17 protein-coding genes, 1 tRNA gene and 1 riboswitch are annotated in these 14,073 nt (G+C 68.5%); of the genes, 7 read left to right on the top strand and 11 right to left on the bottom strand.

Features of this window, described 5'->3' with window-relative positions:
- Window position 1: 1 nt before the first annotated feature.
- The 3 genes from sugE to AB0D85_RS41940 form a co-directional block, all read right to left on the bottom strand.
- Window positions 2–322, bottom strand: coding sequence for a quaternary ammonium compound efflux SMR transporter SugE (gene sugE, locus AB0D85_RS41950; protein WP_362332973.1), 321 nt, complete (start codon window positions 320–322; stop codon window positions 2–4).
- A gap of 32 nt (window positions 323–354) precedes the next feature.
- A riboswitch (guanidine-III (ykkC-III) riboswitch) is annotated at window positions 355–423 on the bottom strand.
- A gap of 72 nt (window positions 424–495) precedes the next feature.
- The gene (locus tag AB0D85_RS41945) at window positions 496–852 is read right to left on the bottom strand and encodes a co-chaperone GroES (protein ID WP_362332970.1); all 357 of its coding nucleotides are present in this window, start codon (window positions 850–852) and stop codon (window positions 496–498) included.
- A gap of 24 nt (window positions 853–876) precedes the next feature.
- The gene (locus tag AB0D85_RS41940; RefSeq protein ID WP_362332966.1) at window positions 877–1,206 is read right to left on the bottom strand and encodes a DUF3618 domain-containing protein; all 330 of its coding nucleotides are present in this window, start codon (window positions 1,204–1,206) and stop codon (window positions 877–879) included.
- 96 nt (window positions 1,207–1,302) lie between these two features.
- Between AB0D85_RS41940 and bcp the strand changes: the two genes are divergently transcribed.
- The 4 genes from bcp to AB0D85_RS41920 all read left to right on the top strand — a co-directional run bounded on the left by bcp (window position 1,303) and on the right by AB0D85_RS41920 (window position 3,475).
- Complete coding sequence (gene bcp, locus AB0D85_RS41935) at window positions 1,303–1,770, top strand: thioredoxin-dependent thiol peroxidase (RefSeq protein ID WP_362332963.1); 468 nt, start codon at window positions 1,303–1,305, stop codon at window positions 1,768–1,770.
- A gap of 141 nt (window positions 1,771–1,911) precedes the next feature.
- Window positions 1,912–2,538 carry an HNH endonuclease signature motif containing protein gene (locus AB0D85_RS41930; RefSeq protein WP_362332960.1) on the top strand — a complete coding sequence of 209 codons (627 nt, stop codon included), beginning with the start codon at window positions 1,912–1,914 and terminating at the stop codon, window positions 2,536–2,538.
- Window positions 2,535–3,392, top strand: coding sequence for an HNH endonuclease (locus AB0D85_RS41925; RefSeq protein WP_362332957.1), 858 nt, complete (start codon window positions 2,535–2,537; stop codon window positions 3,390–3,392). Before AB0D85_RS41930 ends, AB0D85_RS41925 begins: the two co-directional genes overlap by 4 nt.
- 7 nt (window positions 3,393–3,399) lie before the next feature.
- Window positions 3,400–3,475, top strand: a tRNA-Leu gene (locus AB0D85_RS41920).
- A gap of 56 nt (window positions 3,476–3,531) precedes the next feature.
- Here AB0D85_RS41920 and rdgB read toward each other — a convergent pair.
- The 4 genes from rdgB to AB0D85_RS41900 all read right to left on the bottom strand — a co-directional run bounded on the left by rdgB (window position 3,532) and on the right by AB0D85_RS41900 (window position 5,773).
- Window positions 3,532–4,134, bottom strand: coding sequence for an RdgB/HAM1 family non-canonical purine NTP pyrophosphatase (gene rdgB, locus AB0D85_RS41915; protein ID WP_362332954.1), 603 nt, complete (start codon window positions 4,132–4,134; stop codon window positions 3,532–3,534).
- Window positions 4,135–4,163: 29 nt separating this feature from the next.
- A complete protein-coding gene (locus tag AB0D85_RS41910; protein ID WP_362332951.1) occupies window positions 4,164–4,577 on the bottom strand; it encodes a hypothetical protein in 414 nt (137 codons plus the stop codon).
- A 149-nt stretch (window positions 4,578–4,726) separates the two neighbouring features.
- On the bottom strand, window positions 4,727–5,464 hold the full coding sequence (gene rph, locus AB0D85_RS41905; protein ID WP_362332948.1) for a ribonuclease PH: 738 nt from the start codon (window positions 5,462–5,464) through the stop codon (window positions 4,727–4,729).
- Window positions 5,465–5,539: 75 nt separating this feature from the next.
- Window positions 5,540–5,773, bottom strand: coding sequence for a PTS glucose/sucrose transporter subunit IIB (locus AB0D85_RS41900; protein WP_362332944.1), 234 nt, complete (start codon window positions 5,771–5,773; stop codon window positions 5,540–5,542).
- Between the two features lie 177 nt (window positions 5,774–5,950).
- Here AB0D85_RS41900 and AB0D85_RS41895 point away from each other — a divergent pair, with 177 nt between their 5' ends.
- Window positions 5,951–7,249 carry a PTS transporter subunit EIIC gene (locus tag AB0D85_RS41895; protein WP_362332941.1) on the top strand — a complete coding sequence of 433 codons (1,299 nt, stop codon included), beginning with the start codon at window positions 5,951–5,953 and terminating at the stop codon, window positions 7,247–7,249.
- A gap of 99 nt (window positions 7,250–7,348) precedes the next feature.
- Entirely contained in the window at window positions 7,349–8,599 is a 1,251-nt protein-coding gene (locus AB0D85_RS41890; RefSeq protein ID WP_362332938.1) for a PTS transporter subunit EIIC, read from the top strand.
- A gap of 101 nt (window positions 8,600–8,700) precedes the next feature.
- Here AB0D85_RS41890 and AB0D85_RS41885 read toward each other — a convergent pair whose 3' ends face one another.
- Window positions 8,701–9,453, bottom strand: coding sequence for an MBL fold metallo-hydrolase (locus AB0D85_RS41885; RefSeq protein WP_362332935.1), 753 nt, complete (start codon window positions 9,451–9,453; stop codon window positions 8,701–8,703).
- 236 nt (window positions 9,454–9,689) lie between these two features.
- Between AB0D85_RS41885 and AB0D85_RS41880 the strand changes: the two genes are divergently transcribed.
- The gene (locus AB0D85_RS41880) at window positions 9,690–10,148 is read left to right on the top strand and encodes a type II toxin-antitoxin system PemK/MazF family toxin (RefSeq protein ID WP_362332930.1); all 459 of its coding nucleotides are present in this window, start codon (window positions 9,690–9,692) and stop codon (window positions 10,146–10,148) included.
- A 23-nt stretch (window positions 10,149–10,171) separates the two neighbouring features.
- Here AB0D85_RS41880 and AB0D85_RS41875 read toward each other — a convergent pair whose 3' ends face one another.
- The 3 genes from AB0D85_RS41875 to AB0D85_RS41865 all read right to left on the bottom strand — a co-directional run bounded on the left by AB0D85_RS41875 (window position 10,172) and on the right by AB0D85_RS41865 (window position 14,071).
- Entirely contained in the window at window positions 10,172–10,675 is a 504-nt protein-coding gene (locus AB0D85_RS41875) for a hypothetical protein (protein ID WP_362332927.1), read from the bottom strand.
- 122 nt (window positions 10,676–10,797) lie between these two features.
- Complete coding sequence (locus AB0D85_RS41870) at window positions 10,798–12,873, bottom strand: putative Ig domain-containing protein (protein ID WP_362332924.1); 2,076 nt, start codon at window positions 12,871–12,873, stop codon at window positions 10,798–10,800.
- A gap of 247 nt (window positions 12,874–13,120) precedes the next feature.
- A complete protein-coding gene (locus AB0D85_RS41865; protein WP_362332921.1) occupies window positions 13,121–14,071 on the bottom strand; it encodes a cysteine synthase in 951 nt (316 codons plus the stop codon).
- Window positions 14,072–14,073: the final 2 nt, after the last annotated feature.

Here is a 14,073-nt window from a genome sequence, read left to right as displayed (position 1 = left end):
ATCAGTGACCGCTGGTCGCCTTGAGCCCCACCACGGCGACCAGCAGCAGGCACACGAAGAAGATCCGCGCGGCGGTGGCCGGCTCCCCCAGCACCACCATCCCGAACACCGCCGCCCCCGCCGCCCCGATCCCCACCCAGACGCCGTAGGCCGTACCGATGGGGAGGGTCTTCGCGGCGTACGACAGCAACACCATGCTGGCGACGATCCCGCCGCCGGTGAACAGACTGGGCACGAGCCGGGTGAACCCGTCGGTGTACTTCATCCCCACCGACCAGCCGACCTCCAGCAGACCGGCGACGACAAGCAGAACCCAGGCCATGACAGGCACCTCCGAGACGTTCGCTGAACGGGGGTGCGTCGTCTTTGCCTTCACGGTCCCGGTACGGCGCGTCTCGTCGGGCGGGCTCCTTCGAACATAGCAAAGAAACAACAAAAGGGCCTGGTGACCGCAGTCACCAGGCCCCTCGTGGTCATCGATTCACAGATATCGAATCACAGATACAGACCGGTCGAGTCCTCCGAGCCCTCGAACCGGTCGGCGGCCACCGCGTGCAGATCGCGCTCGCGCATCAGCACATACGCGACACCCCGCACCTCGACCTCGGCACGGTCCTCCGGGTCGTACAGCACCCGGTCGCCGGGCTCCACCGTCCGCACGTTCTGCCCGACCGCGACCACGTCGGCCCAGGCCAGCCGGCGCCCGACGGCCGCGGTCGCCGGGATCAGGATCCCGCCACCGGAACGCCGCTCGCCCTCGCCGGCGTCCTGCTTGACCAGGACCCGGTCGTGCAGCATGCGGATGGGCAGCTTGTCGTGCTGGCTGCTCTGCTCGTCTCTCTTGGCGCTCACGCCTTCGAACCTACCTGCCTCTGGTCAGCTTTTACGCCGCCGGGTACGGAAGACCAGCAGCCCGGCCACCCCCACGGCCACGAGGGCGACCGGCACCACACGCTCCAGCCGCGGCGCGCCCTCTTCGTCCACGAACTGGGCCCTGACCTCGCTCACGACCCGGTTGACCTGGACGTAGGCCCGCCCGAGGGTGTGATCGACGTTGGCCGCGACCTTGGCCTTCGCGTCGCCGACGATGGTCTTCGGATGCACCCGCACCCCGATCTCGTCCAGCGTCTCGGCCAGCACCTCGCGGCGGCGCTTGATGTCCGCCTCGATCTGCGCCGGGGTTCTGGTGTCCGACGTCTCCGCCACCGTGGGCCCTCCGAAGTCTGCCGTACTGCCTGTTCCGGACAGTCTGTCAGCTCTCACCGCCGCCGCCATGTCAGGACCCCCCGTTACGCTAGACCGATGAGCGAGCGACTCCAGCCCGGGGACGTAGCCCCCGACTTCACCCTCCCCGACGCCGACGGCAACGAGGTGTCCCTCTCCGCCCACAAGGGCCGCAAGGTCATCGTCTACTTCTACCCGGCAGCCCTCACCCCGGGCTGCACGAAGCAGGCGTGCGACTTCACCGACAACCTCACCCTCCTCGCCGACGCCGGCTACGACGTCCTCGGCATCTCCCCCGACGCCCCGGAGAAACTCGGCAAGTTCCGCGACAAGGAAAACCTCAAGGTCACCCTCCTCGCCGACCCCGACAAGAAGGTCCTGGACGCGTACGGCGCCTTCGGCGAGAAGATGAACTACGGCAAGACGTACATGGGAGTCATCCGCTCGACAATCATCGTCGACGAGCAGGGCAAGGTGGAAAAGGCCCTCTACAACGTCCGCGCCACCGGCCACGTGGCCAAGATCATCAAGGATCTGGGCATCTGACGGCGGACTCGATCCGCCACTGACGGCTCGCACCGGGGTTGACCTGGCGCGAGCCGTTTTCTCTTTTCCGGGCGTGACTGTCCGATAACCGGTTCGTTACTCCGTACGGGCTGCGAACGCGCGGCCGGAGACGGAGGGGACGTGACCGTTCGGTACACCCGCGAGCTGCTGGAGGAGGCGGCTCGCCGGACGAAGCACATCGATGACGCGGTCCGTTGGTGCGGCGGCCGCCCTACACCTGGCAGCAGGCGCTATCTGCGACAGAAGATGGCGGAAGAAGGCATCGATGTCTCGCACTTCGAGACGAACCAAGTTCGGCACACCGAAGCGCGGTTACGCGAGGCCGTGGCGGCATCGACAAGCATCAAGGCCGTCGTACGCCATCTTGGGATCAGCCAGGTCGGCGGCAACCAGACCCACATCAGCCGCCGCATCGCCAAGTTCGGGATCGACACGAGCCACTTCAGCCCGGTACGCCGAGGCCGCGCGAAGGGTTCACTCGGGGCTCTTCTCTGCCTGCGCAACCCTGAGGACGGACGAGTCCCTGGGGAACGTCTGCACCGCGCGCTGCTCCGTCTTGGAGTCGCGGAGCGCTGCGCGATGTGCGGCACCGGACCGGAACGAAACGGTCAGCCCCTCAGACTCGAAGTGGATCACATCAACGGCGACTGGTGGGACAACCGTCCTGGGAACCTCCAGCTGCTCTGCCCCAACTGCCACGCGGTTACGGATACGTACCGAGGCCGCAGGAAAAGGGCCAGGGCATGAGCGCTCCGAAGTACACGTACTGGCTGCTCGCCCGCGCCGCCGCTGCCTCCACCAGTCTGGTCGACCTGATGCGCAGGCTGAACGCGCCGCTGGGGAGCGCCCCACGCCATTACCTGCTCAAGCGGCTCGAGCACCACGGCATCGACACCTCGCACTTCCTCGACGAACCGATGCCCGCACGAGAACGGCGAAGCTACTCGAAGGAGCTTCTACAGGAGGCAGCAGCCCGTTCGTACAGCATCCGAGAGATGTTGGAGCACATGGGCCTCGATCCGCGCGACAGCCCGTACGGTCACATTCGCAAGAAACTCGACCAGTTCGGGATCGACACCTCGCACTTCACGAGCGGGCGCAGATACGGTCCGGGCATCCTGCCGTTCGACCGACTCGCTCCTGCGGTCGCCTCCTCTCGGAGCCTCGCGGATCTCCTGAAGCAGCTCGACATCGTCGACAATGGGGCAGCACGGGAGCGCATCAAGCGAAGCGTGGAAGCTCATGGCCTGTCGATCGACCATTTCGTAGGTCAAGGTCACCGCCTCGGCGTTCCCAGCAAGAACCGCAAGTCAGCAGCCAAAACCCTCGTTCGGCTTGAGCCGGGCGCCTCTCGCGCCAAGACGGCGCTGTTGAGACGCGCACTCGATGACCTCGGCGTCCCCCATGTCTGTGACACCTGCGGTGTGGGGGATGTCTGGCAAGGCAAACGCCTCGTGCTGGAGATCGACCACATCAATGGAGACCGGCTGGACAACCGCCGGGAAAACCTGCGGTACCTGTGCCCGTCATGCCATAGCCAGACGAAAACCTTCGCGAATCGATCTCGCCGTACGACCCCGTCGCCGCGCACAGTACAGTAAGCACGACGGGTCCGTACCCCAGCTGGCCAAGAGGGCGCCGGTTTAGGTCCGGTGTGTCGTGGGTTCGAGTCCCACCGGGCCCACAGGAAAGTAGGGCCCCGCACCTTGGATTCAAAGGTGCGGGGCCATTCCATAAACCTCAGCCCAGCAGTTCCCGCACCACCGGAACCAACGCCCGGAACGCCTTCCCCCGGTGGCTGATCGCGTTCTTCTCCGCAGGGCTCAGCTCGGCGCACGTCCGCGTCTCCCCCTCCGGCTGGAGGATCGGGTCGTAGCCGAAGCCGTTCGTGCCTGTCGGCGCATACCGAAGTACACCCCTCAGTTGGCCCTCGACCACGCGCTCCCGCCCGTCCGGCAGTGCCAGGGCCGCCGCGCAGGCGAAGTGGGCGGACCGGTGTTCGTCGGCGATGTCCGACAGCTGGGCGAGGAGGAGGTCCAGGTTCGCCTTGTCGTCGCCGTGGCGGCCTGCCCAGCGGGCGGAGAAGATGCCGGGGGCGCCGTTGAGGACGTCCACGCAGAGGCCCGAGTCGTCGGCGACCGCGGGGAGGCCCGTTGCCCGGGCCAGGGCGTGGGCCTTGAGGAGGGCGTTCTCCGCGAAGGTGACGCCCGTTTCCTTGACGTCGGGGATGTCGGGGTACGCGTCTGCGCCGACGAGTTCGTGCGGCAGGCCTGCTGCGGCGAGGATCGCGTGGAGCTCGGTGATCTTTCCGGCGTTGCGGGTGGCGAGGATCAGGCGGGTCATGGGGACCAGTATCCCGGCCCCGCGCGGGGCTACGGCTGGCAGACCTTGGTCAGTTCGCCGGCCGCGTCCGTGACCCCGCTGATGTCGGGTGTGTCGTCGCCGTTCCGGACGGCCGTCCGGACCTTGGCCAGGGCCTTGCGCATGTCCTGGGTCGCCTTGTCGAGGTCGGCGCTGTCCGTCCTGTTGTCGATCTTGTCGAGGTTGTTCCCGATGGACGTGATGGCCGAGCCGATCCGGGTCGGGTCGTTCGCCGCGTTCTCCACGGCCTGCTGGAGGCTGGTGACGCTGTCGGCGATGGAGTCGGCGGTCTGGACGCAGTCCAGCGCCTTGTTCACCGAGTCGCAGCCGGTGAGCAGGACGGCGGTGAGTGCGGTGGTCGCGGCCGCGGCGGCGATGGCGGTGAAGCGGCCTGGGCGTCGGCCTCTGCGTCGACTGGCGGCCATGACGGTGTTCCCTCCCGGTATGTACAACTGGCCGGGCGCACGGTGGTGATGCCGTGCGCCCGTACCCATAGGGACGCGGGGTCGGCCGCCCGGGTTGCCCCGCCGTACCTCCGCTTTTTCCTTCCCCTTTACTTCTTGAGCGCCTCTTTCTACTTCTTGAGCGCCTCTTCGAGCGCCGCCCGCTGGATGGCGGCGAGGTCGGTGCAGCCGCCGACGGCGAGGTCGAGGAGGGCGTTGAGTTCGTCGCGGGCGAAGGGCTCGGCCTCGGCGGTGCCCTGGACCTCGACGAAGCGGCCGTCACCGGTGCAGACGACGTTCATGTCGGTGTCGGCCTTGACGTCCTCCTCGTAGCAGAGGTCGAGGAGCGGGACTCCGCCCACGATGCCGACCGAGACGGCCGAGACCGTGCCGGTCAGGGGCTGGCGGCCGGCCTTGATGAGCTTGCGTTCCTTGGCCCAGGTGACGGCGTCGGCGAGGGCCACGTACGCGCCGGTGATGGCGGCGGTGCGGGTGCCGCCGTCGGCCTGGAGGACGTCGCAGTCGAGGACGATCGTGTTCTCGCCGAGGGCCTTGTAGTCGATGACCGCGCGCAGGGAGCGGCCGATGAGGCGGGAGATCTCGTGGGTGCGGCCGCCGATCTTGCCCTTGACGGACTCGCGGTCGCCGCGGGTGTTGGTGGCGCGGGGGAGCATGGCGTACTCCGCGGTGACCCAGCCCTCGCCGCTGCCCTTGCGCCAGCGGGGGACGCCTTCGGTGACGGAGGCGGTGCAGAAGACCTTGGTGTCGCCGAAGGAGACGAGGACGGAGCCCTCGGCGTGCTTGCTCCAGCCGCGTTCGATGGTGACCGGGCGGAGTTGTTCAGGGGTGCGGCCGTCGATTCGAGACATGACCATGAGCCTATCCGGAGCACGGCGAAGGGCTCCTCCCGGTGGGAGGAGCCCTTCAGTGGTGAACGTCCGTGCTCACATCATGTCTTCGATGTCCGCGGCGATCGGGTCGGCGTCGGTGCCGATGACGACCTGGATGGCGGTGCCCATCTTGACGACGCCGTGGGCGCCGGCGGCCTTGAGAGCGGCTTCGTCGACCAGGTCGGGGTTGATCACCTCGGTGCGCAGCCGGGTGATGCAGCCCTCGATCTCCTCGATGTTCTCGATGCCCCCGAGCCCGGCGACGATCTTCTCAGCCTTGCTGGCCATGTTGTCTCTCCCTGATCCGAACCGCTTTGTCGCAGTAACCCACAGTTGGCCCATCTTTGCGAGCGGTTGTGCCTCGTGTGCCGAAGGATGGCGAGCACCGCGGCGGAACCGTCTGCCGACTGGTCTACACCAGCTGGTGGGCGGTCGACAAACCCCCATGGCCGGGAGGACGTGTCCATGAGTGCCGAGAGCGCCGACAGCACGGCCGGTCCCGCGCGGGAGCGGTGGAACGCCCTTTTCCAGGGGCTGCAGAAGATGGGGCGGAGTCTTCAGCTGCCGATCGCGGTGCTGCCGGCGGCGGGCATCCTCAACCGGCTGGGCCAGCCCGATGTGTTCGGTGACCAGGGCCTGGGCTGGACGGACCTCTCCAGGGTGATGAAGGGCGCGGGCGGGGCGCTGCTGGACAGTTCGCTCGGGCTGCCGCTGCTGTTCTGTGTCGGGGTCGCGATCGGCATGGCGAAGAAGGCGGACGGTTCGACGGCGCTCGCGGCGGTGGCGGGTTTCCTCGTCTACTACGGGGTGCTGCACCAGTTCCCGGCGGACTGTCCCGGTGGTTCGAAGACGCTGCCGGGTGTCGGCTGCCAGGTCGCGGACGGGACGGTGTCGACGTTCACGTTCCAGAATCCGGGGGTCTTCGGCGGGATCGCGCTGGGGCTGCTGGCCGCCTTCTTCTGGGCCCGTTTCCACCGGACGAGGCTGGTGGACTGGCTCGGTTTCTTCAACGGGCGGCGGCTGGTCCCGATCATCATGTCGTTCGTGGCCATCGCGTTCGCCGCGCTGTGCCTGTGGGTCTGGCCGCCGATCGGCGGCGGTCTGGAGAGCTTCGGTCACTGGCTGCGGGACGCGGGGTCGTGGGGTGCGGGAGTCTTCGGGGTCGCGAACCGGGCGTTGCTGGTGATCGGGCTGCACCAGTTCCTGAACGTGCCCCTGTGGTTCCAGTTCGGCAGTTACACCGCGCCGGACGGCACGGTGGTGCACGGCGACATCAACATGTTCCTGGCGGGCGACCCGAACGCGGGCCAGTTCACCTCGGGGTTCTTCCCGATCATGATGTTCGCGCTGCCGGCGGCCGCCCTCGCGATCACGCACTGCGCGAAGCCGCACCGGCGCAAGGAGATCGGCGGTCTGATGCTGTCGGTGGCGCTGACGTCGTTCGTGACCGGCATCACCGAGCCGCTCGAGTACTCCTTCATGTTCATCGCGCCCCTCCTCTACGTGGTGCACGCGGTGCTGACGGGGGTGTCGATGGCGGTGACGTGGGGGCTGGGGGTGCACGACGGGTTCAGTTTCTCGGCGGGTCTGATCGACTACGTCATCAACTGGCGGCTGGCGACGAAGCCGTGGCTGATCGTCCCGATCGGGCTGTGCTTCGCGGCCGTCTACTACGCGATCTTCCGCTTCGCCATCACGAGGTTCGATCTGCGGACGCCGGGCAGGGAGCCGGAGGACGAGGTGGAGGACGTCACCCAGGCGTAGTTCTCCGATTGCGGAACTGACGGGTTCCTTATAACGCCCCCATCGTGTACAACAGGTCTACACCACTGAGTGGTGTAGACCATCACCGATGGAGGAAGTATGACAACCGCCACCGCGCCCACGGCGGCCCCCACGAAGAAGTGGGGATCCGGGCTGTTCCAGGGCCTGCAGAAGGTCGGCCGCAGCCTTCAGCTCCCTATCGCCGTGCTGCCGGCGGCGGGTCTGCTGCTCCGCTTCGGTCAGCAGGACATCCACGACAAGCTGCACCTGCCCGACAAGGTGACAGCGGTGTTCGCCACGGCGGGTGGCGCGATCTTCGACAACCTGCCGCTGCTGTTCTGCGTGGGTGTCGCGATCGGCTTCGCCAAGAAGTCGGACGGCTCCACCGCGCTGGCCGCCCTGGTCGGCTTCCTGGTCTACAAGAACGTCCTCACCGCGTTCCCCGTCACCGAGGCGAAGGTCCAGGCGGGCGCGGACGTGGCCGCCACCTACAACAACCCCGGTGTGCTGGGCGGCCTGGTGATGGGTCTGCTGGGCGCGGTGGTCTGGCAGCGCTTCCACCGCACCAAGCTGGTGGACTGGCTCGGCTTCTTCAACGGCCGCCGGCTCGTCCCGATCATCATGGCCTTCGTCGGCACGGTCATGGGTGTGTTCTTCGGCCTGGTCTGGAAGCCGATCGGTGACGGCATCTCCGACTTCGGCAAGTGGATCACCGGCCTGGGCGCCCTCGGTGCCGGTCTGTTCGGCCTGATCAACCGCGCGCTGATCCCGGTCGGCATGCACCAGTTCGTGAACACCGTCTCCTGGTTCCAGATCGGCGACTACAAGACCGCCACCGGCACCATCGTCCACGGTGACCTGACCCGCTTCTTCGCCGGTGACCCGACGGCCGGTCAGTTCATGTCCGGCTTCTTCCCCATCATGATGTTCGGCCTCCCGGCCGCCGCCCTCGCGATCGCGCACACCGCCCGCCCGGAGCGCCGCGCCGCCGTGATGGGCATGATGCTGTCGATGGCGCTGACCTCCTTCGTGACCGGTGTGACCGAGCCGATCGAGTTCACCTTCATGTTCATCGCGCCGCTGCTGTACGTGATCCACGCGGTGCTCACCGCCCTGTCGATGGCGATCACCTGGGCGCTCGGGGTGCACGCGGGCTTCACGTTCTCCGCGGGTGTCATCGACTACATACTCAACTGGAACCTGGCGACCAAGCCCTGGCTGATCATCCCCATCGGCCTGGTGTTCGGAGCGATCTACTACTTCGTCTTCCGCTTCGCCATCATCCGGTTCAACCTCCCCACCCCGGGCCGTGAGCCCGAGGAGGAGGTCGAGGACCTCACGAAGGCATGAGCCACGGCATGACGAAGGCCCCCCGCAGCCCGGCGGCTGCGGGGGGCCTTCGTCGTACACACGAGGTCGTACCGACGGTCCTGAACTCCGTGGTACGACGGTCAGATCTGGTACGTCACCCTGGGCGCCGCGAGTTCCACCGGGCCGTCGAAGACCTCGCGGGCGTCGGCGAGGTTGACGGCGGGGTCGGTCCACGGCGGGATGTGGGTGAGGACCAGTCGGCGGGCGCCGGCGCGGGCGGCCGTCTCGCCTGCCTCGCGGCCGTTGAGGTGCAGGTCCGGGATGTTCTCCTTGCCGTGGGTGAACGCCGCCTCGCACAGGAACAGGTCGGTGTCCCGGGCCAGGTCCTCCAGCGCGTCCGTGACGCCGGTGTCGCCCGAGTACGTCAGGGACTTCCCGGCGTGTTCGACGCGGATGCCGTACGCCTCCACGGGATGGCGGACCCGCTCGGTGTGGACCGTGAAGGGGCCGAGGTCGAACGTGGACGGCTTGACCGTGTGGAAGTCGAAGACCTCGCTCATCGAGGAGGCGGTGGGGGTGTCGGCGTAGGCGGTGGTGAGCCGGTGTTCGGTGCCCTCGGGTCCGTAGACCGGGATCGGGGGGCACGGGCCGCCGTCGTGGCGGTAGTAGCGCGCCACGAAGTAGGCGCACATGTCGATGCAGTGGTCGGCGTGCAGATGGCTCAGGAAGATCGCGTCGAGGTCGTAGAGACCGCAGTGGCGCTGCAGCTCGCCCAGGGCGCCGTTGCCCATGTCGAGGAGCAGCCGGTAGCCGTCGGCCTCTACGAGGTAGCTCGAGCAGGCCGATTCCGCGGACGGGAACGACCCCGAGCAGCCGACGACGGTGAGCTTCATGAAGCAGAAACCTCCGTTGGCGGTGACCCGGACGTACCGGGAACTGGAGTCGGGAAAGGGGTATGGCGGGGGTCGTGCGGTTTGTCGAGCGTAAGGCGCAAAAGAGCCGGTCGCTCCTCTGCCAGGGGCCGTTGTGGGCGAACTCACCTGTGGTGTCACCGGTTCGGCTGGACCAGGGGCGTATGAGGATTGCGAGAGGGCGCGCGGCGATTATCTCGCGCCGGTAACGTCGTCGTATGGACACGTCATGGTGGCTCGCGCTCGCGGCGGTGGTCCTGCTCGCGTTGGTCGCCACGCTTGTCGACGGATGGGGCAGGGGCCACCGTCCGCGCGGGCACCGGACCCGGCCGCCGGGACATCCGCGGGGCGCGCGTGAGCAGGTGGGACGGCCTCATCCGGGGGACATCTGGTGGGCCAACGTGCCCTACGAGGACGGCCCGGGCGCCAAGGACCGGCCCTGTCTGGTGCTGGCCGTGCGCGGGAACCGGGCGACGATCGCCAAGATCACCAGCAAGTACCACGACGAGCGCGCCGGAGTGATCCCGCTGCCGCCGGGCTCGGTCGGGGACGCCCAGGGCCGGCCGAGCTTCCTGGAGACGGACGAGCTGCGCGAGATCGCGGTGTGGGAGTTCAGGCGCCGGGTGGGCGTGGTCGACCCGGTGCTGTGGGACCAGGTACGGCACCTGGCCACCTGAGGGTCGGTGCGGTGGTTCGCCCGTCACCCCACCTGAACGGTGACGTGCCACTCCTGGATGCCCTTGCAGGAGACCTGGCCGGGCGCGGTGGGCTCGGCGCACAGCGGGCGGGTGGCGGAGAAGGTGACGGTGCCCGCGGCGACCGCCTGGTAGGCGGCTCCCGCGTCGCCGCCGCGCAGCATGATCCCGTAGTTCATCGGCTTCAGGGCGCCGGTGTCGCCGGCCGCGGCGATCTTCTTCCAGGGGCGCTGCTCGGAGCCGCTCAGGGTGATCCGCAGGGTGCCGTCCTGGGCCAGGCAGAAGGTACGGCCGCTGTCGGCGGTGGTGAGTTCCGAGGTCAGGGGCGTGCAGCTCCCGGAGGAAGCGCTCGCGCTCGGGCTCGCGCTCGTGGTGGGGCCGGAGGCGGTGGGCGAGGAGGACACCGTGCCGCTGCCCTTGCCCTCGCCGCCGCTCTGGGAGCCGCAGCCCGCCAGCAGGAGCAGGGTCGCCGCGGCGAGCGACGCGCGATGGAACGTCGTACGGCGCATGAGGTGTCCGCCTTTCCGTCGGGGAACGGACCCTTCGTGCCGATGTGACGTATCCGCCGGTCGTACGGATCCCGCACCCGGACGGCTTCCGGGGGCGGGATCCGGTCACTTCACGGGACGGGTCAGCCGGTCGTCACGGCGGTGTCGTCGACGACGAAGCTGGTCTGGAGCGAGGAGTCCTCGACACCGCTGAACTTCAGGGTGACGGTCGAGCCCGCGTACGACCCGAGGCTGAAGGACTTCTGGACGTACCCGGAGGCCGCGTTGAGGTTCGAGTACGTGGCCAGGGTGGTCGAACCGGCCGTCACCGTCAGCTTGTCGTACTGGGTGCTGGTGGTGGTCTCGGCGGTGTCGATGTGCAGGTAGAACGTGAACGTGGTGTTGGTGCAGGCGCTCGGGATCGTCACCGACTGGGACAGCGTGTCGGTGTGGGACGAACCGTAGCCGTCGAGCCAGGCGTAGTAGGAGCCGGCGTGCGCCGACTCGCTGCTGGAGTTGGTGATGACCCCGCTGGAGGCGGTCCAGGTGGTGTTGCCCGACTCGAAGCCGGGGTTGCCCAGCAGCTGGGACGAGGTGCAGGAGCCGCTGCCGCTGGAGCTGACGGTCCAGGTGAAGGAGGCCGAGCCGGAGGCGCCGGTGGAGTCGGTCGCGGTGACGGTGGTGCTGTAGGTGCCCGCGGTGGACGCCGTGCCGGAGATCAGGCCGGTCGAGCTGGAGATGGACAGGCCGGTGGGCAGGCCGCTCGCGCTGTAGGTGAGGGTGGCGCTCGCGCTGTCGGTCGCCGAGATCTGGAGGCTGACCGAGGAGCCGGTGGTGGTGGACTGGCTGCCCGGGTTGGTGACGGTCACCGTGTTGCCGCCGGTGCTGGTGCCGGCGGTGAAGGCGGTGGTGCCGTTCGGGGTGCCCCAGCCGGTCGGGCCGTCGTAGCCGGTCTCGGCGGTGCAGAAGTAGGCGGTGGAGCAGGAGCCGTTGCTTCCGCTGGTGACGTCGTACAGGTTGCTGGTGTGGCTGTAGGGGTACGACGCCGGGTAGTCGCTGGTGCCCGGGGTGCCCGCGAGGGCGTAGACGCCGGCGATGATCGGCGAGGAGGCGCTGGTGCCGCCGTAGACCGCCCAGCCGGAGCCGCCGTAGGTGTCGTAGACCGCGACACCGGTGGCCGGGTCGGCGACCGCGGAGACGTCGGCCTCCATGCGCTTGGTGCAGCCGGTGTCGGTCTGCCAGCTCGGCTTGGAGTCGTAGGAGGAGCAGCCGGAGCCGGTGCCCTCGGAGGAGCTGGTGTACCAGACGGACTCGCTCCAGCCGCGGGTGCTGGAGGAGGTCGACAGCGCGGTGCCGCCGACGGCGGTCACGTACTGGGAGGTCGCCGGGTACTCGGCGCCGTAGTCCTCGTCACCGGCGGAGACGGTGATCGCGACGCCCGGGTGCTTGAAGTACGAGGTGTCCTCGCTGGTCTGCGAGGAGGACTCGGAGCCGCCCCAGCTGTTGGAGACGAACTTGGCGCCGAGCGCGACGGCCTCGTTCTCGGCGGTGCCGAGGTCGGAGTCGGTGGCGGAGCTGGCCTCGACGAGGTCGATGTTGCAGTTGGGGCAGATCGCGCTGACCATGTCGATGTCGAGCGCTTCCTCGCCGGCCCAGCCGCTGTCGTTCGTCGGCAGCGAGGTGGTCGAGCCGGTCTGGCTGACCTGCTTGAAGCAGCCGTTGGCGACGGTGCACGCCGACAGGCCGTACTGGGAGCGGTAAGTGGCCAGGTCGGAGGCCGCGTTGGGGTCGTTGTAGGCGTCGACCACGGCAACGGTCAGACCGGAGCCGCCCGTTGAGGGCAGGTTGTAGGCGCTGTGCAGGTTGGTCGGGCTCAGACCGGAGGGGGCGGCGGCGAGCGCGGCGGCCAGCTGCTGCTTGATGTCGGTGCGGCGCTGCGCGAAGCAGTTGACCTCACCGGGCTTGCTGACGGTGGCGCAGAGGTGCTTGGTCGGCACCTTCTGCCCGGCCTTGCCGGTGCTGTGCACGGCCTGGCGGGCGGGGTCGGTGAGGGCCTTGGCGTTCTGGGTGACCCGGGTGGTCTGGGACGCCTGGGCGAGCTGGGGGGCGGGTGCCTGTGCCTGCGCGGTCGGTGCCGCGACGAAACCGGAGACGGCGAGGGCGAGAGCGGGGAAGGCGAAGGCGAGGAGTCTTCGCACGCTCCGTCGTGATTCACGCATGGGGGTACTGCCTCCATCGGTGGGGTTACAAGGCAGGCCCGTGACGCGCGTAGCGGCGGCAGAGTGCGCGCAGTCATGAGCATGACACTTCGAACACCCTGGGATGCCGTTGTGCGTGGCATGACAGGACGGAGCAGAACCTAACGGGGTTCGGCCGGGACCGGTTCCCCCGCGCCAAGATCTTTACTGCGGCGTAGGGGGCGCTTGGCCCCCTCATGAGAGGGGGTTGGCGCGTACATGATGAGGACTATGCCCAGAGCTGACCCTGGAGGGTCGCGATGGCTTCCTCGGTCGTGGCGGCGGTGTAGACGCCGGTCGACAGGTACTTCCAGCCGCCGTCGGCGACGACGAACACGATGTCCGCGCTCTCGCCGGCCTGTACGGCCTTCTTCCCGACGCCGATCGCGGCGTGCAGCGCGGCGCCGGTGGAGATGCCCGCGAAGATGCCCTCCTGCTGGAGGAGGTCCCGGGTCCGGGTCACGGCGTCCGCCGAGCCGACCGAGAAGCGGGTGGTGAGCACGGAGGCGTCGTACAGCTCGGGCACGAACCCCTCGTCGAGGTTACGGAGCCCGTAGACGAGGTCGTCGTACCGCGGCTCCGCGGCGACGATCTTCACGTCGGGCTTGTGCTCCCGCAGGTACCGCCCGACACCCATCAGCGTGCCGGTCGTCCCGAGCCCGGCGACGAAGTGCGTGACGGACGGCAGGTCGGCGAGGATCTCCGGCCCGGTGGTCGCGTAGTGCGCACCGGCGTTGTCCGGGTTGCCGTACTGGTAGAGCATCACCCAGTCGGGATGCTCGGCGGACAGTTCCTTCGCCACGCGTACGGCGGTGTTGGAACCGCCCGCGGCCGGGCTGGAGATGATCTCCGCGCCCCACATCCCCAGCAGGTCCCGGCGCTCCTGGGAGGTGTTCTCGGGCATCACGCAGACCATGCGGTAGCCCTTGAGCTTGGCGGCCATCGCCAGGGAGATACCGGTGTTGCCCGAGGTCGGCTCCAGGATGGTGCAGCCCGGGGTGAGCCGGCCGTCCTTCTCCGCCTGCTCGATCATGTGCAGGGCGGGACGGTCCTTGACCGAGCCGGTCGGGTTGCGGTCCTCCAGCTTGGCCCAGATCCGGACGTCGGCGGACGGCGAGAGCCGCGGCAGGCGCACCAGGGGGGTGTTGCCGACCGCGGCCAACGGGGAGTCGTAGCGCATGC

Source organism: Streptomyces sp. NPDC048277 (genome assembly GCF_040652235.1).
Classification (GTDB): domain Bacteria; phylum Actinomycetota; class Actinomycetes; order Streptomycetales; family Streptomycetaceae; genus Streptomyces.
Note: the sequence above shows the minus strand (reverse complement) of the source record. Positions and strands in the feature narration are given on the sequence as shown.